Consider the following 24,320-nt stretch of genomic DNA (forward strand, 5'->3'; position numbering starts at 1 on the left):
ACGTTATGCAAATTAACCTGACCGGACACCATGTCGAGATTACCGAAGCTCTGCGTGATTATGTGAACAACAAATTTGCCAAACTCGAGCGTCACTTTGACCATATCAACAACGTACACGTGGTGTTGAGCGTCGAAAAACTGAACCTGATCGCCGAAGCCAAGCTGCATGTCAGCGGGGGAGAGGTGTTCGCCAATTCGCAGCATGCCGACATGTATGCGGCGATTGATACCCTGCTGGATAAACTGGATCGGCAGATCATCAAGCACAAAGATAAGTTAAATCAAAAATAACTATGCAACTTGAACACATACTGAGTCGGGACTGCACCAAGAGTGCGGTCCCTTGTACCAGCAAGAAACGCGCGCTCGAGATCATCAGTGAACTGGCCGCAGAGCGCCTCGGCGCTTCCCGCCAGGTCCTGTTTGAAAGCCTGCTGGCGCGAGAAAAGATGGGCAGTACCGGGATCGGAGCCGGTATCGCCATCCCCCACGGTAGGATTGACGACGCCTTCGCGCCGACCGCCGTGTTGATGACCTTCTCCGAGCCCATCCCTTTCGATTCTATCGACAATCAACCGGTTGACCTGCTCTTTGCATTGCTGGTGCCGGAAAGCGAGTGCAAGCAGCACCTCAAGACTCTTTCCCTGATGGCATCCAAACTGGGTGACAAGGCCGTCTGCCGCCAGCTGCGCCAGGCGACCAGCGACGAAGAACTCTATCAGATCATGACGTCGGCCTGAGGCCGGGTCTGACACAGCCACGTTGGCGTGAGGGGACAAGATGCAGTTAATAGTAGTAAGCGGTCGTTCGGGCTCCGGCAAGACGGTGGCCCTGAGGGTGCTCGAGGATCTCGGGTACTACTGCGTGGACAACCTGCCGGTCAACCTGCTGCCCCAGTTGATCGTGTCGGTGGAGAGCCAGTATGACAAGCTGGCGGTCAGCATCGACGTGCGCAACCTGCCTGCCCAGGCAGACAGGCTGGAGAACCTGCTGAGCCAGGTGCGCAACGAGGGGCGAGTCAAGTTTTCGAGCTTCTTCTTCGATGCGGACAACGCGACCCTGCTCAAACGCTACGGTGAGAGCCGCCGTCTGCATCCTCTGTCCCGCAACAAGCTTTCGCTGGACGAGGCGATCCGGGAAGAGACCCACCTGCTGGCACCGCTCTCCTCGACCGCCGACCTGCGCATCGACACCACCAACCTCAGCATTCACGATCTCAGCGAGCTCATCAAAACCCGGGTGCTCGGCAAGAAAGAGAACGAGCTGGTGCTGGTGTTCGAGTCATTCGGTTTCAAGTACGGCATTCCCAAGGATGCGGACTTCGTGTTCGACGCCCGTTTCCTGCCCAACCCGCACTGGATCCCGGAGCTCAAGCCCTTCACCGGCAAGGATGAGCCCGTGGCCAACTACCTCTCCAGCCAGCCGGATGTCATGCTGTTCATCCAGCAGATCGAGAATATGCTGGGGACCTGGTTGCCCCACCTGGAGCGCAACAATCGCAGCTATGTGACCGTCGGGATCGGCTGTACCGGCGGACAACACCGCTCGGTGTTCATCGCCGAGCGGCTGGCCAGCGCATTCCGGTTGCTTGGCAAGAACGTGCAGATCCGCCATCGCACGTTGGACAAGCGTTCAAACCCCGCCTGACAGATCCACAGGATGCTCAGATGACCGTTTCCGCCTCGGTAGAAGTCAAAAACAAGTTAGGCATTCACGCGCGACCGGCCATGATGCTGTTCGAGCTGGTGCAGGGGTTCGATGCCCACGTGTTGCTGCGCAACGAAGAGGGAGTCGAGGCCGACGCGGACAGCGTGATCGGCCTGCTGATGCTGGACTCCGCCCAGGGCAAACAGGTGGAGGTGCAGGTGGAGGGCCCCGAAGAGGTGGAGGCCCTGGCCGCCGTGGTGGCGCTGTTCACCTCGGGCTTCAATGAGGAGTAATACGCCTCGGCGTGCTCAAGGTGCGCTGCGAGCCAGCGCCTTGAAAGCGGCAAAATCCCGACAAGCCAGCAGATTTCTGCTGGCTTTTTCGTTCATCAGTGCCAGAAACAGATCATAAAGTCCCATGGCTTCCTCATAATCCGCCTTGGCGATGGCCAGCACGAAGATGAGGGTAGCGCTCTCGCCGTTACCCCAATCGATCTCCTGGGGGGCCAGCACGGTATAGACCAGGGTGCGGCGCGCCAGCAGGCCGAGGGAGTGGGGTAGAGCGATGCCGTCCCCCAGCATGGTTGAGACGATCTGCTCCCGCTCCTGCAAGGATCCCCGGAATCCGCTCTGCACCAGATCCTCCGCCTCAAGCTGGCTGCAGATGCGATCAAACAGCGCCCCCTGGCTGATGGGTTCATCAAGCACCATGAAGTGGTCGGCATCGAAATACTTGTCGAGCAGATAGGGACGGGTGCGATCGACGAGCACCAGCTTGCCGAGCTGCTCCAGCTGGTACTGGGTCGGGAAGGGGGAGACCTGCACCACGGGAGCATTCTTCTCGCTCACCTTGAGGGTGCTGATGACGAAATCCTGCTCGACTCGTACCAGTCCCTCATAGTCCCGCACCGACTCCAGCGTGGTCAGCTGCAGTTGGGGGTATTCCCGCCGGATGCGTGCTTCCAGCACCCGGAAGGTGGCGTTGCCCGCATCGCACAGCAGCAGCGCCTGGGGGCGCCGGGTGTAACCGATGTCGTAGTGGCGCTCCAGGCCGACCCCGATGTGGATCACCAGGTAGCCGATCTCGTGGTGGGTCAACCGGTAGGGGGTCTGCCTGATCCACTCAGAGATGGCCGCCAGGGTGATGTCGTAGGCGAGGGGGTAATACTGCTTGATGTGGTCCGCCAGGGGATTGTGGCTGCCAATCTGGTATTTGACCCGCAGCAGCATGGCGCCGATATGAGTCTGCAGGTCGGCTCGCAATTGCGGGTCGCCGCGCAGGTCATAGGGGTAGTGGTGGTGGATGTAACCCAGCAGGTGCGTAGTCAGCTGCTCGCTCTCGGCCGCCATGGCCGGGCTGAGCAGGGGCGTCTCTGCAGTGAGGCGAGCCTGGATCTGGATGGCGAGACAGGCGATCTCTTCCTGCCCCGGTGACGTCAGGGTTGGCAGCTCGGCATAGATGTCGCGGGCCACCACTGCCAGGGGCGGGGTGATGTCGTCGCTGGCAAACTGGCGCAACTCGTGGCCAGACGCCTGGCGAAGCAGGGCGACGGCACAGTAGACGGTGACTTGCTGCAGGCTCTCGTCGGCCAGGCGCAGCTGATGGCGACCGAGTTGCTCGTGAATGTGGTTGCCCACTACCTCCAGCGTCTTGCTGGGGCAGAGGGTGGGCAACAGGCTCTGGAGCGGATGCTGGTGCAGCAGCTCCTGGCAGAGCAGTTGGGTGAGGCAGGCGCGGATCGCCATCTCGCTTCCCGCAATGCGCATCCCCACTCTGGGTTTGCTGTCGATGGTGAGCCCGAAGTGGGCGAGCCGCTCCCGCACCTCCGTCATGTCCCCTTGCAAAGCCGCCCGGCTGAGATACCAGGTGTCCGCCAGCTCGTCGAGTTTGATCCCCTGTTCCGCCGTCAGCAGCAAGACCTGGAGGTGCAGCACCCGCTCGCGGCTGGTGCGAGGCAGAGGGCTCTCCTGCCCCTGGGCGGCCAGCAGCGCATCGAACAGTCCCTGATTGTAGATCTTGAGCTGGTAACCGCTGCCCCGCTGATGGATCAGGTGGGCGCCCCGGGTGGCAATGAGCTCGTTCAGGGTCGCCACGTCGGTACGCACCGTGCGGGTGGAAACATTGAGACGGCGGGCCAGCTCCTCCTGTGGCAGAGGCTCGGCGTGAAGCAGGGCGAGCAGTTGCTGGAGTCTGGGGTGGGGCAGCTTGGTCATGAGGGGGTGAGGACTCCTGTCGCGCATGGTGGGTCGATGTTAACAAGGGGGTCATTAACAAGCCAGGCACCGCCCAGTGATCGGACCGGTGCCTGTGGGGTTGCTATGCCAGCAGTGCCTTCACCATGGCGAGGAGGGTACGCACATCCTCCGGCCGGGTCTGGCCACTGACACTGTCGATGATGGAGCTGTAGACGTGGGGGATCACCTTCTCGACTCCTGCCTCCAGCGCGATCCGCACTATCTCCTCGAAGTTCTCAAGATCGATGCCGCCGGTGGGCTCCAGCCAGAAGCCGTGGCGGGCACAGGCCTCGGCCACTGCCTGATATTCGGCGCGGCAGGCGAGTCCCCCCATGGGGAAGAACTTGACCGAGCTGCCGCCCATGTCCTTGAGCAGGGCAATGGCGGTGTCGATGGGGACGATGCCGTCAGTCTGCTGTGCGCTGAGGGGGCCAGTGGAGATCTTCACCATGCCGGGGATGCCGGTGGGGGAGACAAGGCCATTGACGAGGGTGTCAGCTTGACCGAGCAGCGCCCGGCTGGCCCCGACCCCGGTGAACACCTGATTGACATGCTGAGGCTGCAACTGGCGGGCCAGCTCGGCCACCATGGCGGACTGGCGCGGATCCCCTGCTCCCAGCCCGATGGAGAGGGCGTTGTCGATAAGCTTGGCGTAGGCCTGCATGTCGGCGACGGCAGAGGGGATGTCCGGGTAGTTCTTGGAGAGCACACCGACCAGGACGTGGCCCTCGGCAGCCTCATAAATGTCGACGGCATTCTCTTTGGAACCTGCCAGCACGTTGAGGCAGACCCGATCGCGGTAGTAATTGGGGGTAAGAGACATCAGTTGTTCTCCTGAACGAGGTGGGCAATGGCGGAGTGGATCTGGTCGAGCTGGGGCAGGGTGACGCTGCGCACATCTATCTCGATGTGCCCCTCGTTGGCCTTGTAGCCGCGGCAGTAGATGGCGGGGGTACCCTGTTGCAGACGGGAGACCACTTCCACCGTGGTCATGCGGATCTGCTGGTGGTCGAAGGCGATGTCGGTGCGGGCGATGTCGCGCCCCGCACTGTCCCACACCACCTTGGCGCTGACGCCGGGCTGCTGGTTGAGGCGCTCGATGAAGGGGGTCATCTTGGCGACCATGGCGGTGCCGCTCTCCTTCTCTTTGGCCAGGTAGCGCTCGATGGCGTGGGTCAGGCCGAGGATCCCCTCCTTGCCCACCTTCATGGCACGGCCTATGCCGCCAGCCTGCTGCTTGACCCACCCCACATACTGACGCCTGCCGAGCACCAGGCCGCTGGTGGGCCCTTCGATGGCCTTGGCGCCGCTGTAGATGACCAGATCCGCACCCTGGTTGTAGTAGAGACGCAGATCCTCTTCGGCCGCTGCATCGACGATGAGCGGGATCCCGTGTGCCTTGGCCACCTCGGCCGCCTCGGCCACCGACAGAATGCTCTTCTGCACGCAGTGGTGGGACTTGATGTAGAGGATGGCGGCGGTATTGGCATTGATGGCGGCGGCCAGCTGGGCGGGTGAGCACTCGTTGGCGTAGCCTGCCTCCACCACCCTGCCGCCCCCCAGGTTGACCATGGTGCCGACGGGGGCACCAAAGTTCACGTTGTGGCCCTTGGGCAGCACGATGTCGCTCGGCACGTCGTGGGCATGAGCATGCAACTGCTCGAGGCGATAGGGGTCGCCGCGCACGATCATGGCGGCCACCGACTGGGCGATGCCGGCGCTGGCGCAGGAGACCACTACCGCATCTTCAACACCCAGCAGTTCGGCCAGGTAGGCGCCGGTCTTGTTGACCAGATCCTTCACCTCGAAGTAGTGGCCTAGGCCGAAGTTGACCGCGTCGACCACCTCCTGCTCGGGGGTGGAGACGCCGAGAATGGTCATGCGCCCGGAGGCGTTGATCACCGGTTTGAGCCGGTATTTCTCATACACAGAAGGCATGGTGTGATTTCCCGTAGTGAGTCAGAACCAGTGCGCCGCCCACCAGGGCGGCGAGAGGGAGCAGTTGCCGATCACCGTTGCGGGTGCCGGCCTCGGTATCGGTAAAGAGAGTGGGGCCGCAGCTCACCTCGAACAGGGTGATGTCTGCATCGGCGCCCACCTCGAGTCGCCCCTTGCCGGGCAGGCGCAGGGCATCGGCGGCCTGGTGAGTGACGCAGGCGAGCACCTGCTCCAGGGTCATGCCGATGGCGAAGAACTTCGACATCACGTGGGCAAGGCTGTAGACGGGCCCCTTGATGCGGTTCTTGCAGTAGATGTCTGAGCTGATGGTGTGGGGCAGGATGCCCTGGGCAATGGCCAGCTCTGCCACCTCGAAGCTGAAGCTGGCACTGCCGTGGCCGATGTCGAGCAAGAGTCCCCGCCGCATCGCCTCGCGCACCGCCTGGCGCAGTTCACCCGCAGGGGTCAGGATGCGGTTGGGCTTGCCGTTGAAGCAGTGGGTCAGCAGATCGCCCTCCCCCAGCAGGGCGACGATCTCGTCCAGATCCGGCGGCGTGTTGCCCACGTGCACCATCAGTGGCAGGTTGCCATTGGCCTGCTGGATCTGCTTGGCCATGCGCAGGGGTTGCAGACCGCTTTCACCCACCACGCTGCCGCTCATGCGCGCCTTGATGCCGACGATGAAGCCGGGATGGCGCCGGATGGCCGCTTGGGCGAGGACGGGATCGATGTCTGCCGGATCCGCCAGCTCGTTCTGACGCAGCAGACCGATGCGGGAGATGTTGAGCAGGGCATGCACCCGGGTCTTGCAGGTGGCGGCGAGACGCTGGAAGTCGTCCACGTCGTCGGCTCCGGTGCTGCCGGCGTCGATGACGGTGGTGACGCCGGATTCCACGCCCACCTTATCCGGCTCATCGTGATAGAGGGGAGAGGCGGGGTAGCAGTGTGTGTGGCCGTCGATCCAGCCGGCGCTCACATGGACCTGCCCGCCCAGAGTGAGGGTTTGCTTCGCCTCCGTGCTCTCTGGTAGCGAACCCAGCGCCGCTATCTTGCCATGCTTGATGGCGACGTCGACAAGCTGCCCGTTTCCCAGGCGTCCCGCCCTGATGATCATGTCGTACATGCTGATATCCCTCTTGGAACCTGCTTGTGCTCTTACTGCGAGGCCGCTTCCAAGGCTCATGTGCTGCTCGCGTATTTGTAACCAGGAGTTCTCACGTCTATCCATACGCTCCGGCCCCTGCGCTGCTCTTCACCTTGCTGACGACCTTTCGCGGCAGAGCGCAAACAGGTTCTTGAATGCCGCCGAAGAGACGGCCTTGGATTAAGCCAGGGCGATGGGGAAGAAGGTCCCGAACAGCATGGCCCCCAGAATGGCGCCGCCCGTGATGGGCTTCTCCCAGATGTAGAACAGCAGGGCACCCAGCAGGGAGCCTATCCCGATGGGAATGGAGGCGCCCATGGCGGAGAGGATGATGAGGGGACCGAGGAAGCGGCCCGAGCTGTTGCCAGCCCCCATCATGACGTCTGCGCCGTAGGTGGAGTTGCTCTGGTTGATGGTGAACTTGCGCGCCAGGATGATCACGTAGCCGATGGCCATCCCAATCCCCATGCCGGTGATCAGGGAAGCGGTGAAGTTTTCCACCGGATAGATGATGCCGGCCCCCAGCAGCAGGGCGGGCACTCCGAGGCCGACTCCGGTCTGGATGGCGCCGCCGATGTCGAGGATCCCCACCAGGGAGCCCTCGATGATGCGGGCGAACAGGAAGCTGGCACCGAAGGCGGCGACTGCACCATAGGCCCCCGTGTCCATGCCGGCCTTGAGCATGGCAACGAAGGCCACCTCGTTGAATGCGCCGACCCCGTAGAGGTAGAACATGTGGGTACCGGCGAAGACGCCGGAAGAGAGCAGACCGACAAAGATGGGGAAGGACCAGTCGGCATACCAGAAGTTGTTTCTCAGTTTCTCATCCATGGTGTGCACCCTTATTTGCCGCTCATGAGGTTGTGGACGTTTTCCAGCCACAGGGGAACGCCCAGGTGGAAGGATTCAATGAGTTTCATGTCAAAGCCGCGGAAGAAGCCGCTCAGCACGAACAACAGGACGATGGCACTCATCATCACCTTGGTGACGTGGTTCCAGCCGCTCTCTTCCACCCCCTTGCCGATCAGGATGCCAAGCACCAGGCCTGGTACCGCGTTGCCCATGATGAGCTGGGCCAGACCGCCGAAGATGGTGGCCCAGAAGCCGGACTTCTTGCCTGCCTCGATGGCGGCCAGCCAGAAGATCACCGGCATGACGGTGTTGACCAGCAGGTTGGCGGCGGGCACCAGCACCTTGACCGCGGTCACCTGCAGGGCGGCAGGTACGGCGGCGGCCGTGCTGTTGAGGAAGGCGACCACGATGGCACCAATGATGCCGCAGGCGATGGCCATCTTTTTGGGATCATGGAGGGTGGTGGCGAGATCCCGGTTCTTGATCATCAGGGCCGCTGCACCCCAGTTCGGCAGGATGCGGTGATCCACGTCCTGGGTGAAGGCGCCGGCCGCGACCGTGGAGGCCCAGGCGTTGAAGAAGAAGCCCAGACCGAACGAGAAGTGGGATGCGGGGTCCCCTTCGCAGGAGTTGAGCTCGCCCAGGGTACGGAACGCGCCCATCCCCTGCACGGTCGGGGCGTGGAACATCCGCGCCGCGCCAGCCCCCACCCCGACGCCTACCAGGCCGCCGATGATGAGTGACTTCATCAAAATGATTAGAAACATCCAACTTGTCCTTTTGGTTGTGGGGTCAGGCCCGGGTGAAATCCACCTTGTCGACATCCAGGCTGGTGACCTTGACGGTGATCGCCAGCCGGACCCGGAACTCGTGGCGCTGGCGTGGCAGGAAGAAGAACAGGAACTTCTCCACCCGTACCGACTCCTCGGCCTCGAGCACCTCGACCTCGAGGGGTTCGATGCGCAGCATCACCTTGGGGCTCTCCTTGAGCAGGCTGGGTTGCACCTGGCTGAGGGCTGCAGCGAACGCCTGCTGGCGAGTCGCCCCCTTGCCGTTGACCGTGATCCGGGTGGTGAAGTGCTCTTTCATCAGGCGCGTCCGTGTTTCTTGGCGAAGGCTTCGATCAGCTTCTGGCCCAGCTCTTCCTTGTCCATGAAGCCGAAGCCCAGTACCACGCACCCCTCGTTGATGGCGGTGACACCCTCCTCGATGGATCGCATGCCGTAGCGGCACTTGTAGCCGTACTTGGTCTGGGCCGTGATGGCGCCCGCGCCACCGCTGCCGCAGAAGGAGATGCCAAGGTCGGCCTGCTCCTTGTTCATCACATCACCGAGCTTCATGTCGGCGGCCATGCCGGGGATGACGGTCACGGTGGCGCCGGCGGCTTCTGCGCCCGCCCCCACTTTCTGACCCTTGCCGAGACGATCTCCAATCACGAGTTTGATGGCAGTCATTTAGCTTTCTCCTTTTACTGAGCTGAGTTCGTTTTCTTTGGCCACTTCAAAATGGACGGACAAGAGGTGCGCCTCCTCGTAGGCGAGGCGGTCGAGCCAGGCGACGACCTGTTCGGCCAGGCGCAGGGAGAGGGGGGAGATCTCCTCGAACAGGCTGAGGTCGACTTCCGGCAGGGATTCCCCGCTGTAGGAGCGCCACACCATGGCCTTGACGTGGGAGGCCAGCATCTGCTGCTGCACGTCGTTGGGGCGTATGCCCTGATCCGCCAGCAGGTTGTGAATGCGGGCCAGGGTCAGGTCGGTCTTGCGCAGCAGTGCCGGGCTGTCCGGGGTCAGGGGGGCGTCATGGGTGTCGGTGTTCAAGGTCTGCTCTCCAGGCTGGCAGAAAAGATGGGATCACCATAAAGCGGAGGAGAGTGCGGGAGGAGGCAGGTTTTTTCCGATTCGAAGTGGAAATCCGGAGGGAAAGGCATCAAAAGAAGCCCTTTTGGCGATCAAGAAGAGGAAAGGAGCGGACTGGCGGCAAGGGAGTGTGATCGGTGGCGGGTTTTGACGGCGCTTTCGCCCGATCGTTTATTGGCGCAATGTGTGAGCTGTCTCACGCACAAGCGGGGCCGGAGGAAAGCGGGCACAAAAAAGGGCCCTGTCGGGCCCTGCGAGGATCCGCCTCTCAGGTGGCGGGTGCCGCACTGCTGGTCGGCAGGGTCTGATTCTGGTAGCGCAGGTCCTCTTCGATGATGACATCGACGTCCAGCGGCTTGCCGTTGCGGATCACCGAGATGGTGAGCTTGGTGCCGGGGCGGCTCTCTACGATCTTGTCCATGACGGGACGCACGCCGGTGATGGCCTCTCCGTTGATCTTGAGCAGCACATCCCCACGTTTGAGACCGGCCTTGGTGGCTGGGCCATTGGGATCCAGGCTCTCCACCACCAACCCCTGCAAGTCCCCCAGGTTCAGCATGCGAGCGACGATGGGATTGATCTCGACGCTGGAGATGCCGAGGTAGCCGCGGATGACCCGACCGTTGGCGATCAGCTCGTCCATGATGCGCTTGGCCAGCTTGTAGGGGATAGCAAAACTGATGCCATAGCTCTCTTGATTGCCGTTGAGGTGGTAGGCGGCGGTATTGATACCCACCAGATCGCCACGGCCATTGACCAGGGCGCCTCCGGAGTTGCCCTCGTTGATGGCGGCATCGGTTTGCAGCAGATCCTGTCTGCCATTGCTGTCCGGCCCCATGCTGGAGAGGCCGATACGCCCGGTGGCGCTGATGATGCCCTGGGTGATGGTCTGGCCGACGTTGTAGGGGTTGCCGATGGCGAGCACCACGTCTCCCACGTCCGGCAGACGATCCGGGTCCTGAGGGATCACCGGCAGGTTGTCCGATTCGATGTAGAGCACCGCCAGATCGGTCAGTTTGTCGGTGCCGACCAGCTCTGCACTGAACACCCGACCATCTTGCAGGGCGACGATGATCTGGTCCGCATCGGCGATGACGTGATAGTTAGTGAGCACGTGACCGCGCTGGTTCATGATGACGCCGGACCCCAGCCCCTGGGGTCTGAGTTCGGCTTTTTCACCGCGATTGCCGGCGAAGCTGCGGGTGTAGATGTTGACGACGGCAGGGCCGGCGCGATGGGCCGCGTAGGAGAAGTTCAGCTCGCGGGCGTTGGTGATGAGGCCCGGCAGGGGAGCGCCGCCGCGAAAATCGGGGAACACCAGCAACAAAAGCGCAGCCATGGCGAGGCCAAAGCCGACGGACTTGCCCAAGTAGCTGATCAGAGGTGGGATTTTCATGTCTTTCTCGTCCGTACAGGCTGCGGGCAGAGAATAACATTATCGATGGATAAAAATCACCCGCGGCGGTTGCCGCGGGTGTGAGGGGCTTAACGGATCACCAAATAGAGCGAGGAGTCGCCGCGCTGAATGTTCAGCGCCAGGACTTCCGGCTTGTTTTTCAACACCTTGGTCAGTTCACCCATGGAGTTGATGCGCTGGCGGTTGACTCCGATGATGATGTCACCCTTCTGCAGGCCGGAGGCGGCTGCCGGTGAGCGGGGATCGATGTCGGAGACTGCCACGCCGGTCACGGGGTCCGTGATGGTGCTCAGCTTGGCCCCTTCCAGGGCCGGATGCAGGGCGCTGGCCAGGATCTCGCTGTCATCCGCCTTCTTCAGGGTGACCTTGACGGTCTGCTCCTTGCCGTCACGAATGAGGCCGAGCGAGATCTGCTTGTCGGCCCCCATGGTGGCGATTTTGGCACGCAGCTCGCCGAAGGAGCGGATGGGCTTGCCATCGATGCTGATGATGATGTCGCCTGCCTTGATGCCTGCCTTGGCGGCAGCGGAGTCAGGCATGACCTGGTTGACGAAGGCACCGTCCTTCTTGTTGTAGCCGAAGGTCTTGGCGATTTCGCTGGTGAGCTCGGTGCCGGTAATCCCCAGCTGGCCACGGCGCACTTCGCCGTATTTCACGATCTGCTCGGAGAGATCGCGCACCATGTTGGACGGGATGGCAAAGCCGATGCCGATGTTGCCGCCGTTGGGGCCCAGGATGGCGGTGTTGATGCCGATCAGCTCCCCGCGCAGGTTGAGCAGGGCGCCGCCCGAGTTGCCGGAGTTGATGGCCGCATCGGTCTGGATGAAGTTCTCCAGATTTTCGATGTTGAGGCCGCTGCGACCCAGGGCGCTGACAATGCCGGAGGTGACGGTCTGGCCCAGGCCGAACGGGTTGCCGATGGCCAGCGCGTAGTCACCGACTCTCAGCTCGTCGGAGTCGGCGAACTTGATCTGCACCAGATCCTCGGCCTTGATTTGCAGCAGGGCGATATCCGACTGTTTGTCTTCCCCTATTTTCTTGGCTGCATACTCACGGCCATCCTTCAGGTTGACCTTGATTTCGTCCGCCTCGTGGACCACGTGGGCGTTGGTGATCACGTAGCCTTTCTTGGCATCGATGATGACGCCGGAACCAAGCGCCTGGAAGGGCTGCTCGCTCACCTGCTCGTCAGGCATGTTGGGGCCGAAGAAGAAGCGGAATTGTTCCGGCAGGCGCTGGCGGGTGATCTTCTTGCCAGAGACGGAGATGTTGACCACGGCAGGGGTCACCTGCTCGAGGACGGGGGCCAGGCTCGGCATCTCCTGGTTGTTCGCCATCAGGGGCAGTGCGGCCTGCGCCGGTGCTGAGGACATGGCGATACCGACACTGAGGGCTAAGACACTGAATACAGAAAGAGATTTACGCATATGAGAAACAGCTCCCAGAAAAAGTTGCAGTGCAATCGTCAAGGTCTGACCACGATAAAGCGTAATTAGTTCAACCGACGATCAGCCCGGCTGCTTGAGCAGGCCGGACGCACCGGCGTAATCGCGGGGAGGAAGGCCCGGCTCCTCGCTGTTGGCGGCATCGCCTGTTTCTTCCACTTCGGGTTCGCGGAACAGTGGTTCCTGTACCTTGGCCAGGAACTTGCTCTGTTCCGCCATATGGCGATAAAGGGTCTGGTACTGTTCGGCCAGTTGCTCCATCAGGGCTGCGCTGTCGGCGAAGTGGGTGGTGATCTGCCCCTGGTAGCTTTCCAGCTCCTTGTGGGCTTTTTTCAGCTCCTGTTCCAGGCGTCCGGCATCCCGGCTACGGACAGAGAAGCGGCCGATCAGCACGCCGATGATCAGGGCGGCGATCGCCGGCAGGATCCCGTTAAACAGAGTCATAGAAGCTCCTTGTTACAGCTAACACGATGAATTTGAAGCGGTCGGATGGACCGCAACGCCTCGTTGGCACTATACCGTGCCCCCCGAGAGCGTGATACCATTTTGTCCCTCATTCAGGGACTTGGAGGCGGTTTACAGGATGACCCCGCAGCAAAAATATCAGCAGGATTTGCAGCGCCCCGGCTTTGTGGCCGATCCGGCCCAGGCCATGGCAGTCGCCCGCCTGGAGCGACTCTATCAGGATCTGTGCGCAAGCCCGACTCCGACCAGATCCCGTGGCCTGCTGGGTTGGCTGCAAAAGCCGAAAACCCGTGACCCCGTCCAGGGGTTATATATGTGGGGCGGTGTGGGCAGAGGCAAGACCTGGCTGATGGATACTTTTTTTGAGAGCCTGCCGGGGGAGCGCAAACTGCGCATCCACTTCCACCGTTTCATGCACCGTGTGCACGACGAGCTCAGAGGGCTGACCGGTCAGTCCGATCCGCTCAAGCTGATCGCCCGCAAGCTGACCGACGAGACCGACGTCATCTGTTTCGACGAGTTTTTCGTCTCGGATATCACGGATGCCATGCTGCTCGGCACTCTGTTCCAGGAACTCTTTGGCCATGGCGTAGTGCTGGTGGCCACATCCAACATCCCCCCTCAGGATCTCTACCGCAACGGGTTGCAGCGTGCTCGCTTCCTGCCTGCTATCGCGCTTATCGAGCGTCACTGCGAGGTGATCAATGTCGATGGCGGTGTCGATTACCGGCTGCGAACCCTGGAACAGGCAGAGATCTATCACTTCCCGCTGGATGAGCAGGCCAGGAGCAACCTGGATCGTTATTTCAGCCAGTTGACCGGGATTGGGCCGGTGACTGCCGCCGCACTGGAAGTCAACCATCGCCAACTGAGTGCACTGGGCGTGGGGGAAGGGGTGCTTTATATGGAGTTTGAACAGCTGTGCTGTACTCCACGCTCCCAGGGCGACTACATCGAACTGGCCCGTGAGTTCCACACCGTCCTGCTGGCCAATGTGCAACCCATGGGCAGCGGCACGGATGACGCGGCCCGCCGCTTCATCGCCATGGTGGACGAGTTTTATGAGCGGCACGTCAAGCTCATCATATCGGCGGCGGTCCCCATGACCGGGCTCTATGGCGAAGGCCTGCTGAATTTCGAATTCAAGCGTTGCCTTTCAAGGCTTCAGGAGATGCAATCGCACGAATACCTTGCCAGAGTGCACCTTCCTTAGTCACAATACCGCGCCTGCCAGTCGGATGGGCATCTGCGGCAGGTAGGGCCGGGCGACATTTGCTAGCTTCATGGCAGTGAAATTAGCAGGTGATATTTAAGGCAACTTCACTTATAATCGCCCGGCCCACGTTACAGCTGTCGATAAGACAGCAACACTTTAAGCTTTACTTGTATTCGAAGGGGTACAGGTAGGCCATCGTTTGTTGTTTGTGGGAGAGCCCCCATAAGCAATTGGGTCTGTAACAGGTAATTGGGTTTAACTTAATGAAAACTTTCGTTGCCAAGCCAGAAACCGTAAAACGTGACTGGTACATTGTGGACGCAGAAGGTAAAACTCTGGGTCGTATCGCAACCGAGATCGCTGCTCGTCTGCGTGGTAAGCACAAAGCCGAGTACACTCCGCACGTTGACACCGGTGACTACATCATCGTTGTAAACGCTGAGAAGGTACACGTAACCGGTAAGAAATTTACCGACAAAATGTACCACGCTCACTCCGGTTTCCCGGGTGGTATCAAGTCCATCAGCTTCGACAAGCTGATTCAGCGTAAGCCGGAAATGGTAATCGAAGCTGCCGTCAAGGGCATGCTGCCGAAGGGCCCGCTGGGCCGTGCCATGTTCCGTAAGCTGAAAGTTTACGCAGGCGCAGAGCACGCTCATGCTGCTCAGCAACCTCAAGTACTGGATATCTAACGGGAACTGGCAACATGGCAGAAAATCAATACTACGGTACCGGCCGTCGCAAAAGCTCCACTGCTCGCGTATTCATCAAAGCGGGTAGCGGTAAAATCGTAATCAACCAGCGCTCCCTGGAGCAATACTTCGGCCGTCCGACTGCCCGCATGGTAGTTCGTCAGCCGCTGGAACTGGTCGAGATGACCGAGAAACTGGATCTGTACATCACCGTTAACGGTGGTGGCATCTCCGGTCAAGCTGGTGCGATCCGCCACGGTATCACTCGTGCTCTGATGCAGTACGACGAGACCCTGCGTTCCGAACTGCGTAAAGCTGGCTTTGTTACTCGTGATGCCCGTAAGGTTGAGCGTAAGAAAGTCGGTCTGCACAAAGCGCGTAAGCGTCCGCAGTACTCCAAGCGTTAATTCGCTTTTGGTACGCACTCTCAGGAGTGTCAAAAAAGCCTGGCAATTTGCCAGGCTTTTTTTATTGGTAATGTTACATGTGGCAATGCTAAGCATACGTCACAAAAGACAAAAAATTGTGTATTTATTGTTTTTGCCCATCGACTCCCTTTCTTGTCAAATTGTTATCTTTTCTTTAAAATTTCCATGGTCTTTCTGTGTCAATTGCCACTCCGCTTCCATCGCAGTTGTCAGAGGGAGAGGAGAAGTAAACAGGGACACTATAAGAATGAGCGGAGTCCACATGGGAGAGTTTTTGGATGAGCAATGCGCCAGTTGATACCGGTCGCCGCAGATTTCTTACCTGGTCAACGGTTGCCGTTGGCGGTGTAGGAGCTGCTTTTACCGCAGTGCCGTTTATTAAGTCATGGAATCCGAGTGCCAAAGCCAAGGCGGCAGGCGCCCCGGTTGAAGTGGATATCAGCAAGCTGGAGCCGGGCCAGCTAATCCGCGTCGAGTGGCGTGGTAAACCGGTCTGGGTGGTGAAGCGTACCAAGCAGACGCTGGATGCTCTGGCTGCACACGATGACAAGCTGCGGGATCCTGCGTCAGACGAGCCACAGCAACCGGACTATGCCCACAATGGCTACAGATCCATCAAACCGGAAATCTTCGTGGCCGTTGGCATCTGCACTCATCTGGGATGCTCCCCTTCCTATCTGCCCGACAGCTTCGGCGAGCAGGTTCAAGGGGTAACTTCCGGCTTCTTCTGCCCCTGCCATGGCTCCAAATTCGACATGGCTGGTCGAGTGTTCCAGGGCGTCCCCGCACCGCTGAACCTGGTCATTCCGCCATACCAATTTCTTAGCGACACCACCATTCTGGTCGGTGCCGATGGCAAGGAGGCCTGACCATGTTTGCCAAACTCATGGGCTGGATCGATGATCGTTTCCCGCTCACGGCCATGTACAACGACCATATGGCCAAGTATCCGGCGCCCAAGAACCTGAACTTCTGGTACTTCTTCGGCTCGCTTGCCATGTTGGTGCTGGTCAACCAGATCATCACCGGCATCTGGCTGACCATGAACTACAACCCCTCGGCGGAAGGTGCCTTCGCTTCCGTGGAATACATCATGCGGGATGTGGATTACGGCTGGCTGCTGCGTTACATGCACTCAACCGGGGCATCCGCCTTCTTCATCGTGGTCTACCTGCACATGTTCCGCGGCATGATCTACGGCTCTTACCAGAAGCCAAGGGAACTGCTGTGGATCTTCGGCATGCTGATCTTCCTGGTACTGATGGCCGAGGCCTTCATGGGTTACCTGCTGCCCTGGGGGCAGATGTCGTTCTGGGGGGCCCAAGTCATCATCTCGCTGTTCGGTGCCATCCCCGTTATCGGTGACGATCTTACCCTGTGGATCCGGGGGGACTATGTCATCTCGGGTGCGACCCTGAACCGCTTCTTTGCCCTGCACGTCATCGCTCTGCCGCTGGTGCTGGTGATGCTGGTGGCCATGCATATCCTGGCGCTGCACGAGGTGGGCTCCAACAACCCCGATGGCATCGACATCAAGAAGCACAAGGACGAGAACGGCTGGCCACTGGATGCGGTCGCGTTCCACCCCTATTTCACAGTGAAGGACATGATCGGGGTAGCCGGTTTCCTGTTCTTCTTCTGTGCCATCATCTTCTTCAAGCCGGATATGTGGGGCTATTTCCTCGAGAAACCGAACTTTGAGGTGGCCAATGGCCTGAAGACACCGGCGCATATCGCCCCGGTCTGGTACTTCACCCCCTTCTACGCCATCCTGCGTGCGGTGCCTGACAAGCTGCTGGGGGTCATCATGATGGGCCTCTCCATCGTGGTGCTGTTCCTGTTGCCCTGGCTGGATCGCTGCAAGGTGCGTTCGGTGCGTTACCGCAGCACCCTGCACAAGCTGAACATCGCCCAGTTCGTGGTCTGCTTCATTATCCTGGGGGTGCTGGGCGTGCTGCCATCAACCCCGACCCTGACGCTGATTGCACAACTCTGTACTCTGGGTTATTTCGGATTCTTCGTCCTGTTGTTCTTCTACAGCAAGAATGAGAACACCAAGCCGCTGCCGGAGAGGGTGACATTCAAATGAAAAGAATAATTTTTGCAGTGCTGGCCCTGCTGCCTGGTCTGGTGTTGGCCTCTGGCGGTGGCTTCCCTCTCGACAAGGCGGAGTACGATTTGAGTGACAAGGCATCCCTGCAACGGGGGGCCGCCACCTTCATGAACTACTGTGCCGGCTGTCACTCCACCCAGTACCAGCGTTATAACCGGGTGGCGGCCGACATCGGTATTCCGGACGATCTGATGAAGGAGAACCTGGTCTTCACCGGCGCCAAGATCGGCGATCTGATGAAGAGCTCCATGTCCGAGAAGGATGCTGCGCGCTGGTTCGGCGCGCCGCCCCCCGACCTGACCCTGGTTGCCCGGGTGCGTGGTGCAGACTGGATCTACACCTATCTGCGTTCCTTCTACGTGGACGAGACCCGTCCATTCGGGGTGAACAACGCCGTCTTCCCGTCCGTGGGTATGCCCCATGTGCTGGAGCCGTTGCAGGGGACGCCCCGCGCCGAGTTCAAGACGCACACCCTGGATGGCGTGGAGATGCAGCAAGTCGTCAGCATCAAATCTGACGGCAACGGTGAAATGAACAACGAAGAATATGATCAGACGGTACTGGATCTGGTAAACTTCTTGGTCTACTCGGCTGAGCCGGTGCAGCAGGAGCGCGAACGTATGGGCTTCTGGGTACTCGGATTCATCGCTATCTTCTTCATCTTCACTGTGCTGTTGAAGAAGGAATTCTGGCGCGACGTTCACTAAGCGACCAGATCGGAGTAATATGACGCACGGCAATGAAGACAGACATGCTTCATTGCCGTTTCTGCTTTTTAATGACGGGAGGGTTCAATGGCTGTAGCTGCCAATAAGCGTTCGGTAATGACGCTGTTTTCCGGTGCCAACGATATGTTCAGCCATCAGGTGCGTATTGTCCTGGCGGAGAAGGGTGTTAGCGTGGATATCTGCCAGGTTGATCCTGCCAACCTGCCGGATGAGCTGGCCGAGCTGAACCCGTACAACACTGTACCGACTCTGGTGGATCGCGAGCTGGCGTTGTACACCTCGCGCATCATCATGGAGTATCTGGACGAGCGTTTCCCGCATCCGCCCCTGATGCCGGTTTATCCGGTCGCGCGCGGCAACAGCCGTCTGATGATGCACCGCATCGAGCTGGACTGGTACTCTCTGGCCGACAAGATCATGGCGGGCACCGATACCGAGGCCGCCCGTGCCGAGTTGCGCGACAACCTGCTGGCCATCGCCCCCATCTTCGGCGAGATGCCCTATTTCATGAGCGAAGAGTTCGGTCTGGTCGACTGCTACATGGCGCCGTTGCTGTGGCGTCTACCGAGCCTGGGCATCGATTTCACCGGCCGTGGCGCCAAAGAGCTGAAGGCTTACATGGTTCGCCTGTTCGAGCGTGAATCCTTCCAGGCTTCCCTGACCGAGGCCGAGCGCGAGATCCGTGCCGGCGTATGAGCATGGAACCGACAATGACACCCAGTCGCCCGTATCTGCTGCGGGCGTTTTTTGACTGGTTGCTGGATAACGATCTGACTCCCCATCTGGTGGTCAATGCCAACATTCCCCATGTGATGGTACCGATGCAGTTCGTGCAGGATGGCCAGATTGTTCTGAACATCGCCCCCCGGGCCGTGGGCCAGTTCCACATGGACAATGACGCTGTTAGCTTCAGCGCCCGTTTCGGTGGCGTATCGCAGCAGGTCTATATCCCCATGGCGGCCGTACTGGCCATCCATGCCAGGGAGAACGGAGTGGGGACCCTGTTCCCGCCTGAGCCCGGGTATGACCTCTGGCTGGAACAGGCACAGACACCCACGTCGGTTGACCCCGAGCCGGAACCACCGCGCCCGAGCGGTCGCCCGACTCTGAAAGTCATCAAATAAAAAACGCAGCCTGAAGGCTGCGTTTTTTCATCCTGCCAGATGGTCAATTCTGGGCAAACTCGAAGGCTTTGATCACCTGCTTAACGCCGCTGACGTGGCGGGCGATTTCCACGGCTTGATCCCCTTCCTGGCGGGTGACCAACCCAATGAGGAACACCTCGCCATTCTCGGTGACAACCTTCACCTTGGCGCTATCGAAGTTCTTGGTGCCCAGCATGTCGGCCCGCACCTTGGAGGTGATCCAGGTGTCATTGCTGCGCACGCCGATACTGACTGGTTTGCCAAGGCGCAGCTCGTTGTAGACATGGCGAACCCCTTCAATCCGGCTCACGATTCTGCCCGCTTTCTGTTTGTAAGCGTCAGAGGGTGTCTGACCCACCAGCAGCACACGGCCGTTGTTGCTGTAGACACTGATCTTGCTGGCGGCGCTCAGGGGCTTGTTGTCGGCCAACAGGTTGGCGGCTTTCAGCTCTATGGTCTGATCGTCCCACTGGGCACCCAGGGTGCGGCGATCGCCGCTCGCCTTGGCGGTGCCAGCCGCGCCACCGACCACCACGGCAGCACAGCCTTGCAGCAGCAGGACGCCGGTCAGCAGGGCAAGAGCGAGAATAGGCTTCTTCATGGTTTCAGTCTTCCTGTTGCGGGAAAAGTGTCTGGTCGATGAGATCACAGAGACAGTGCAGGGTCAACAGGTTCACTTCCAGAATACGAGGACGGCGAGCGGAAGGAACGCGGATCTCCACGTCATTGGGGCCCAGCAGACCGGCGATCTCTCCCCCGTCTCCGCCACCGAGAACAATGATGGTCATGTCGCGGGAGAGGGCGGCCTCCGCAGCCTTGATGAGGCTGCGGCTGTTGCCTGTCGTGGTGATGACCACCAGGATGTCGCCTGGTTGTCCCAGAGCACGTATCTGTTTGGCATAGACCTCTTCGAAACCGTGATCCGTGGCGATGGCGCTGATGGTCGCCATGTCGGGCGTCAGGGCGAGACCGGGCAGGGACGGGCGAGGCGTTTCATAGCAGTTTACCAGTTCGGAAATGAACAGCTGTGCCAATGCCGAGGAAGGACCATTGCCACATGCCATCACCTTGTGGCCATTGAGCAGGCAGATGGTCAGCATCTGGGCTGCCGTATGGATGGCATCCGGCAGTGCTTCGGCGGCAGCTATTTTGGTCTGGATGCTCTCGGTGTAATTCTCTTTGATGGGATCAGTCATGGGGTCCTCTTAAAACGCGTTCTGGATCCAGTCCGGCTGGTCGCCCTCGAACGCGATCACATCGAATCGACAGGCCTGGTTGGCCTCATTGATGGCATGTTGCTTGAAATAGTGGCGCGCGGCCAGCACGATCTTGTGCTGCTTGCGCCGGGTGACCGAGCTGGCTGCACCGCCATGAGTGGCGTTGGCGCGATATCTCACTTCAACGAACACCAGGGTCTCCCCCTGGCGCATGATGAGATCGATCTCGCCGCCACGGCAGCGGTAGTTGCGGGTCACGGGCTGCAGGCCGCGGGCCTGCAACCAGCGTTCCGCTATTTGCTCAAAGTGTTGTCCCTTGCTCGTCGCTGCCGACGGCAACAGGTTCAACCACTGCTGGTGAAGTTGTGTCAGTAGCCTCTTCATGAGTCGCATCCTCCAGCTGGGGGGCTGCGCTGTCGCTGACCAGCTTGCCATTCTGGTAGGTGGCCCAGTCCAGCATGCGCACTATGTTGCCCTGGGGATCCACGCTCAGCTGGCCACTCATGCCGGGTTGCTGCATGGCATTGACCTTGCGCATTTGCGGCAGGTTGCCTGCCAGGCTGACGGCATCGTAGCCGAGGGCGAACAGGCGCAGCAGGTCGCCCTGGGTCTGGGGCCAGAGCAGGGCTATCTGTTCACGCTGCGTCTCGAAGCCACCCAGCAGCAGTGGCATGTCGGAGATATGCATGCCGTTGAGCTCGGATGCTACCTCGGTCGTCCCGCCGTCGTATCCCCGCGAGCTGCTGTAGATGGGCAGGCTGCCCATGGGATTGACCGAGATGTCCACATAGGGCTTGATCATCCGGGTCTCCAGGCTGTTGGCCACCACATAGACGGCGTCGATGCTGCGCGGCGCGGCATCGGACAGCTGGACAATCTCCCCGGCTCGTGCGGTGGAACGGCCGCTCAGAGCGTTCTTGACCATGCCCTGCACTTCGTTGCGTGCCCCGAAGGTGGCAACTACGGGCTTCTCCTGGCTGACGCCGGCCCAGGCCTGTTCAAACGCCTTGATACTGCTGTAGCCAATCCGGCCTTGTGCCGCGATCAGCAGCGGCTTGCGGTAGCCCTGACCATAGAGGTACTGGGCCGCCTGGCTCGCATCGGCAGCGGCGGAGAGCGAGAAATAGAAGGTGTTGTCGTTGACGATCGGCTTGTCCAGCTCGTTGAGCGCCAGCACCGGCACGGTCGGACTCGACTTGAGCAGCTCCTCCACCTGATCCTTGAGCAGGGGGCCGATGATCATATTGGCCCCTTCCTGAATGGCCTGCTTGTAGAGGTCCCCCATCGCCTTGCCCTGGGTATCGTAGAAGTTCAGGGTGAACTGGCTCTGATTTTCCTTGTAGGACATCAGCATGCCGTTGCGGATGGCGGCGCCCTGGGCTTCCAGTTTGCCGGAGAGCGGCAGGAAGACGGCGATCTGCTGCAGCGAACCGTTGTCCGTGATAGCGAGATCCCCAAGGCCGGCCGGCATGTCGCTCTGGGCAGGGTGGTTAGGGAAGCTCTGCTTCCAGCCGGCAAGCTGGCGGGCCAGCTGGCTCGGCTGCGCCCCGAATTCGTTCACCAGCGCCGCAAGACGCAGCCAGCCGGTGGTCACATCGGGAGCTGGCTCCTCTTCGAGCGCCTGCAGGGTGGAGGGGGTCATGCTTTTCAGCAGTGACCAGATCTGCTGGTGATTGGTGGCCAGCTCATTCTTGGCCAGATAAGGTTCCAGCAGGATCAGCGACTTGGCCGCACCAAACTTGTTGTTGATGTCGAGCTGCAGCACCACGCGCTGGCGGTACCAGTCCTTCTGGGTATCGGCATCCAGCACCACATCCGGCTTGCCTTCCAGCAGGATCAGCGCCTGGTTGGCGTTGCCCTGGGCGAGCAGCAGGTGTGCCTGCAGCAGTTGCAACTGTGCCTGCTGCTCCGGGCTCTTCGCCTGCTTCTGCAACCGCTGATACAGGGCGGCAGCCGGTTTGGCCTGGCCGAGCGCCAGATAGCTGCGCGCTGCCATCATCTGCCACACGAAGGCCTCTGCCGGTTTGGCGGGATCCACCTGCTCCAGATACCACTGGGCATTCTTGGTCAGATCCGAGAAGGCTGACGGTATGCCGGGTTGTCCGGAAGATTGATTGGGCTCCGACGCACAGGCGGCTAGCAGGACTGCCGCGAGTAGGATGCCGAAGAGTCGTGATACACTTAGCTGCTTTATAACCCGGTTCAAGTTCATTCCCCGACCAGTGTTGAAATTCTCCATAGTGTAAACGGGCCAATATGGCGACACAATTGTCGGGACACTCGGAGCTCCCATGAGTGACATCCCAACCCTGTATATAGTCCCCACTCCGATCGGCAATCTGGCCGACATCACCCAGCGAGCACTGGACGTGCTGCGCAGCGTCGATCTGGTGGCCGCCGAGGATACCCGGCATACCGGGATCCTGCTCAGCCACTACCAGATCTCGGTACCGACCTTTGCCCTGCACGATCACAACGAGCAGCAAAAGGCGGATGTGCTGATCGCCCGCATCAAGGAGGGCAAGAGCGTGGCCCTGGTCTCCGATGCGGGGACGCCGCTCATCAGCGACCCCGGTTATCACCTGGTCACCCGTTGTCGCGAAGCCGGGGTCAAGGTGGTGCCGCTGCCCGGTCCCTGCGCTGCCATCACGGCGCTGTCCGCCGCCGGGCTGCCCACCGACCGCTTCGCCTTCGAGGGTTTCCTGCCGGCCAAGGCCAAGGGGCGGGATGATCGCCTGCAAGCCGTCATCGAAGACACCCGCTCTCTGGTGTTCTACGAATCGCCGCGCCGGGTGCAGGATACCGTAGAAGCAATTGCTCGCATCCTTGGCGAGCGCCAGGTGGTGGTGTGCCGCGAGCTGACCAAGACCTTCGAGTCCATCCACGGTCTGCCCGCCTCCGAGATGCTGGCCTGGCTCGGAGAGGACGATAACCGTTGCCGCGGGGAGATCGTGCTGGTGGTCGCCGGTGCCAGCAAGGTGGATGACGAGTTGCCTGCGGAGGCGATCCGCACCCTGGGCCTGCTGGTCGGCGAGCTGCCCCTCAAGAAGGCTGCAGCCCTCACCGCCGAGATCCACGGGGTGAAGAAGAACGCCCTCTACAAATACGGTCTTGAGCACTATTAATTGCCGTAAACCGGAATTGACGGTTTACCCCGTCCGTCTCGCGAGGCTATAATCCGCGCCTAGGAGTTGGCTGGGCAATCGCTGCTTCGTCGTTGTGTCCCTCGGGACAGACGGGCGGAGGGGAGGAAAGTCCGGGCTTCACAGGGCAGGGTGCCAGGTAACGCCTGGGGGGCGCGAGCCTACGACCAGTGCAACAGAGAGCAGACCGCCGATGGCCCGCAAGGGATCAGGTAAGGGTGAAAGGGTGCGGTAAGAGCGCACCGCGCGACTGGCAACAGTTCGTGGCACGGTAAACTCCACCCGAAGCAAGACCAAATAGGCCCCTATTGGCGCGGCCCGCGTTGGGGGCGGGTAGGTTGCTTGAGCCAGCGAGCGATTGCTGGCCTAGAGGAATGATTGCTACCCGGGGCAACCCGGTACAGAACCCGGCTTACAGGCCGACTCCGACCTCTTTCCTGAAGAGCCTTGCGATTTATCGCAAGGCTCTTTTTATTAACCATAAAGTACTGCCTCGGTTGACTCGTGATATTTACTGTTGGGCTAGCTATGTTTAACAAATGTATTTTATATCAATCTGTTATACCAATCGGATTAAACATTAGGTCAGTTTTATCCAATCTCGGCTACAAAGTGACATCACCCGCTCCACATCGGCA

29 protein-coding genes and 1 other RNA gene are annotated in these 24,320 nt (G+C 60.4%); 14 read left to right on the forward strand and 16 right to left on the reverse strand.

Annotation, left to right across the window (positions count from 1 at the left end; genetic code table 11):
- Window positions 1-5 precede the first annotated feature (5 nt).
- Genes hpf through npr form a run of 4 tightly spaced genes read left to right on the forward strand, consistent with a single transcriptional unit; the run spans window position 6 to window position 1,942 of the window.
- Window positions 6-293 (forward strand): ribosome hibernation promoting factor, encoded by a 288-nt coding sequence (gene hpf, locus OKC30_RS05745; protein ID WP_270662659.1) that lies wholly within the window; start codon window positions 6-8, stop codon window positions 291-293.
- A 2-nt stretch (window positions 294-295) separates the two neighbouring features.
- Window positions 296-742 (forward strand): PTS IIA-like nitrogen regulatory protein PtsN, encoded by a 447-nt coding sequence (gene ptsN, locus OKC30_RS05750; RefSeq protein WP_010675870.1) that lies wholly within the window; start codon window positions 296-298, stop codon window positions 740-742.
- Between the two features lie 40 nt (window positions 743-782).
- Window positions 783-1,649, forward strand: coding sequence for an RNase adapter RapZ (gene rapZ / locus OKC30_RS05755; RefSeq protein ID WP_010675869.1), 867 nt, complete (start codon window positions 783-785; stop codon window positions 1,647-1,649).
- A gap of 20 nt (window positions 1,650-1,669) precedes the next feature.
- Complete coding sequence (npr, locus tag OKC30_RS05760) at window positions 1,670-1,942, forward strand: PTS phosphocarrier protein NPr (RefSeq protein WP_010675868.1); 273 nt, start codon at window positions 1,670-1,672, stop codon at window positions 1,940-1,942.
- A 15-nt stretch (window positions 1,943-1,957) separates the two neighbouring features.
- Here the strand turns inward: npr and OKC30_RS05765 are convergent, their stop codons facing one another.
- From OKC30_RS05765 to OKC30_RS05820, 12 genes are all read right to left on the reverse strand, one after another.
- Window positions 1,958-3,862, reverse strand: coding sequence for a BglG family transcription antiterminator (locus OKC30_RS05765; protein ID WP_270662650.1), 1,905 nt, complete (start codon window positions 3,860-3,862; stop codon window positions 1,958-1,960).
- A 103-nt stretch (window positions 3,863-3,965) separates the two neighbouring features.
- A complete protein-coding gene (gene dagF / locus OKC30_RS05770) occupies window positions 3,966-4,706 on the reverse strand; it encodes a 2-dehydro-3-deoxy-phosphogluconate aldolase (RefSeq protein ID WP_113978331.1) in 741 nt (246 codons plus the stop codon).
- Window positions 4,706-5,821, reverse strand: a complete 1,116-nt coding sequence (locus OKC30_RS05775; RefSeq protein WP_270662645.1) for a DgaE family pyridoxal phosphate-dependent ammonia lyase — start codon at window positions 5,819-5,821, stop codon at window positions 4,706-4,708. The genes dagF and OKC30_RS05775 overlap by 1 nt, the downstream gene beginning before the upstream one ends.
- On the reverse strand, window positions 5,805-6,944 hold the full coding sequence (locus OKC30_RS05780) for an amidohydrolase/deacetylase family metallohydrolase (protein ID WP_160837582.1): 1,140 nt from the start codon (window positions 6,942-6,944) through the stop codon (window positions 5,805-5,807). Before OKC30_RS05780 ends, OKC30_RS05775 begins: the two co-directional genes overlap by 17 nt.
- A 201-nt stretch (window positions 6,945-7,145) precedes the next feature.
- The gene (locus OKC30_RS05785) at window positions 7,146-7,796 is read right to left on the reverse strand and encodes a DUF4310 family protein (protein ID WP_041214029.1); all 651 of its coding nucleotides are present in this window, start codon (window positions 7,794-7,796) and stop codon (window positions 7,146-7,148) included.
- Window positions 7,797-7,807: 11 nt separating this feature from the next.
- A complete protein-coding gene (locus OKC30_RS05790) occupies window positions 7,808-8,584 on the reverse strand; it encodes a DUF4311 domain-containing protein (RefSeq protein ID WP_010675862.1) in 777 nt (258 codons plus the stop codon).
- Window positions 8,585-8,609: 25 nt separating this feature from the next.
- Window positions 8,610-8,906, reverse strand: coding sequence for a DUF4312 family protein (locus tag OKC30_RS05795; protein ID WP_041211841.1), 297 nt, complete (start codon window positions 8,904-8,906; stop codon window positions 8,610-8,612).
- On the reverse strand, window positions 8,906-9,271 hold the full coding sequence (locus OKC30_RS05800; RefSeq protein WP_010675860.1) for an SFCGS family glycine-rich protein: 366 nt from the start codon (window positions 9,269-9,271) through the stop codon (window positions 8,906-8,908). Before OKC30_RS05800 ends, OKC30_RS05795 begins: the two co-directional genes overlap by 1 nt.
- Window positions 9,272-9,634, reverse strand: a complete 363-nt coding sequence (locus tag OKC30_RS05805) for a transcriptional regulator (protein WP_010675859.1) — start codon at window positions 9,632-9,634, stop codon at window positions 9,272-9,274. It lies immediately after the preceding gene.
- A gap of 307 nt (window positions 9,635-9,941) precedes the next feature.
- A complete protein-coding gene (gene degS / locus OKC30_RS05810; RefSeq protein ID WP_270662637.1) occupies window positions 9,942-11,069 on the reverse strand; it encodes an outer membrane-stress sensor serine endopeptidase DegS in 1,128 nt (375 codons plus the stop codon).
- A gap of 89 nt (window positions 11,070-11,158) precedes the next feature.
- Window positions 11,159-12,517 (reverse strand): Do family serine endopeptidase, encoded by a 1,359-nt coding sequence (locus OKC30_RS05815; RefSeq protein ID WP_134996878.1) that lies wholly within the window; start codon window positions 12,515-12,517, stop codon window positions 11,159-11,161.
- Window positions 12,518-12,598: 81 nt separating this feature from the next.
- Window positions 12,599-12,979: a YhcB family protein gene (locus OKC30_RS05820; RefSeq protein ID WP_270662634.1), complete on the reverse strand. Its 381-nt coding sequence runs from the start codon at window positions 12,977-12,979 to the stop codon at window positions 12,599-12,601.
- 139 nt (window positions 12,980-13,118) lie between these two features.
- Here OKC30_RS05820 and zapE point away from each other — a divergent pair, with 139 nt between their 5' ends.
- The 8 genes from zapE to OKC30_RS05860 all read left to right on the forward strand — a co-directional run bounded on the left by zapE (window position 13,119) and on the right by OKC30_RS05860 (window position 19,301).
- A complete protein-coding gene (zapE, locus tag OKC30_RS05825) occupies window positions 13,119-14,213 on the forward strand; it encodes a cell division protein ZapE (protein WP_109421762.1) in 1,095 nt (364 codons plus the stop codon).
- A gap of 266 nt (window positions 14,214-14,479) precedes the next feature.
- Window positions 14,480-14,908, forward strand: a complete 429-nt coding sequence (gene rplM, locus OKC30_RS05830; RefSeq protein WP_005336289.1) for a 50S ribosomal protein L13 — start codon at window positions 14,480-14,482, stop codon at window positions 14,906-14,908.
- A 14-nt stretch (window positions 14,909-14,922) separates the two neighbouring features.
- Entirely contained in the window at window positions 14,923-15,315 is a 393-nt protein-coding gene (gene rpsI / locus OKC30_RS05835; RefSeq protein WP_005336286.1) for a 30S ribosomal protein S9, read from the forward strand.
- Window positions 15,316-15,614: 299 nt separating this feature from the next.
- Window positions 15,615-16,205, forward strand: a complete 591-nt coding sequence (gene petA, locus OKC30_RS05840; RefSeq protein ID WP_010675854.1) for a ubiquinol-cytochrome c reductase iron-sulfur subunit — start codon at window positions 15,615-15,617, stop codon at window positions 16,203-16,205.
- Between the two features lie 2 nt (window positions 16,206-16,207).
- Complete coding sequence (locus tag OKC30_RS05845) at window positions 16,208-17,425, forward strand: cytochrome b (RefSeq protein WP_010675853.1); 1,218 nt, start codon at window positions 16,208-16,210, stop codon at window positions 17,423-17,425.
- Window positions 17,422-18,156, forward strand: a complete 735-nt coding sequence (locus OKC30_RS05850; RefSeq protein ID WP_160837578.1) for a cytochrome c1 — start codon at window positions 17,422-17,424, stop codon at window positions 18,154-18,156. The genes OKC30_RS05845 and OKC30_RS05850 overlap by 4 nt, the downstream gene beginning before the upstream one ends.
- An 87-nt stretch (window positions 18,157-18,243) precedes the next feature.
- Window positions 18,244-18,873, forward strand: coding sequence for a stringent starvation protein SspA (sspA, locus tag OKC30_RS05855; RefSeq protein WP_039040485.1), 630 nt, complete (start codon window positions 18,244-18,246; stop codon window positions 18,871-18,873).
- Window positions 18,870-19,301: a ClpXP protease specificity-enhancing factor gene (locus OKC30_RS05860; RefSeq protein WP_029314842.1), complete on the forward strand. Its 432-nt coding sequence runs from the start codon at window positions 18,870-18,872 to the stop codon at window positions 19,299-19,301. The genes sspA and OKC30_RS05860 overlap by 4 nt, the downstream gene beginning before the upstream one ends.
- 43 nt (window positions 19,302-19,344) lie before the next feature.
- On the opposite strand, the gene dolP is transcribed toward OKC30_RS05860, so the two are convergent.
- Genes dolP through OKC30_RS05880 form a run of 4 tightly spaced genes read right to left on the reverse strand, consistent with a single transcriptional unit; the run spans window position 19,345 to window position 22,751 of the window.
- Window positions 19,345-19,923 carry a division/outer membrane stress-associated lipid-binding lipoprotein gene (dolP, locus tag OKC30_RS05865; protein WP_160837576.1) on the reverse strand — a complete coding sequence of 193 codons (579 nt, stop codon included), beginning with the start codon at window positions 19,921-19,923 and terminating at the stop codon, window positions 19,345-19,347.
- A 4-nt stretch (window positions 19,924-19,927) separates the two neighbouring features.
- The gene (locus tag OKC30_RS05870) at window positions 19,928-20,518 is read right to left on the reverse strand and encodes a D-sedoheptulose-7-phosphate isomerase (RefSeq protein WP_010675848.1); all 591 of its coding nucleotides are present in this window, start codon (window positions 20,516-20,518) and stop codon (window positions 19,928-19,930) included.
- A 9-nt stretch (window positions 20,519-20,527) separates the two neighbouring features.
- On the reverse strand, window positions 20,528-20,923 hold the full coding sequence (locus OKC30_RS05875; protein WP_080770042.1) for a YraN family protein: 396 nt from the start codon (window positions 20,921-20,923) through the stop codon (window positions 20,528-20,530).
- Entirely contained in the window at window positions 20,841-22,751 is a 1,911-nt protein-coding gene (locus tag OKC30_RS05880) for a penicillin-binding protein activator (RefSeq protein WP_160837574.1), read from the reverse strand. Before OKC30_RS05880 ends, OKC30_RS05875 begins: the two co-directional genes overlap by 83 nt.
- Before the next feature lie 79 nt (window positions 22,752-22,830).
- Here OKC30_RS05880 and rsmI point away from each other — a divergent pair, with 79 nt between their 5' ends.
- A complete protein-coding gene (rsmI, locus tag OKC30_RS05885; protein WP_069652269.1) occupies window positions 22,831-23,664 on the forward strand; it encodes a 16S rRNA (cytidine(1402)-2'-O)-methyltransferase in 834 nt (277 codons plus the stop codon).
- 62 nt (window positions 23,665-23,726) lie between these two features.
- Window positions 23,727-24,113: RNase P RNA component class A (gene rnpB, locus OKC30_RS05890), an RNA gene on the forward strand.
- The last annotated feature ends 207 nt before the right edge of the window (window positions 24,114-24,320 follow it).

This window comes from Aeromonas sp. QDB18 (genome assembly GCF_027705325.1).
Taxonomy (GTDB): Bacteria; Pseudomonadota; Gammaproteobacteria; order Enterobacterales; family Aeromonadaceae; genus Aeromonas; species Aeromonas caviae.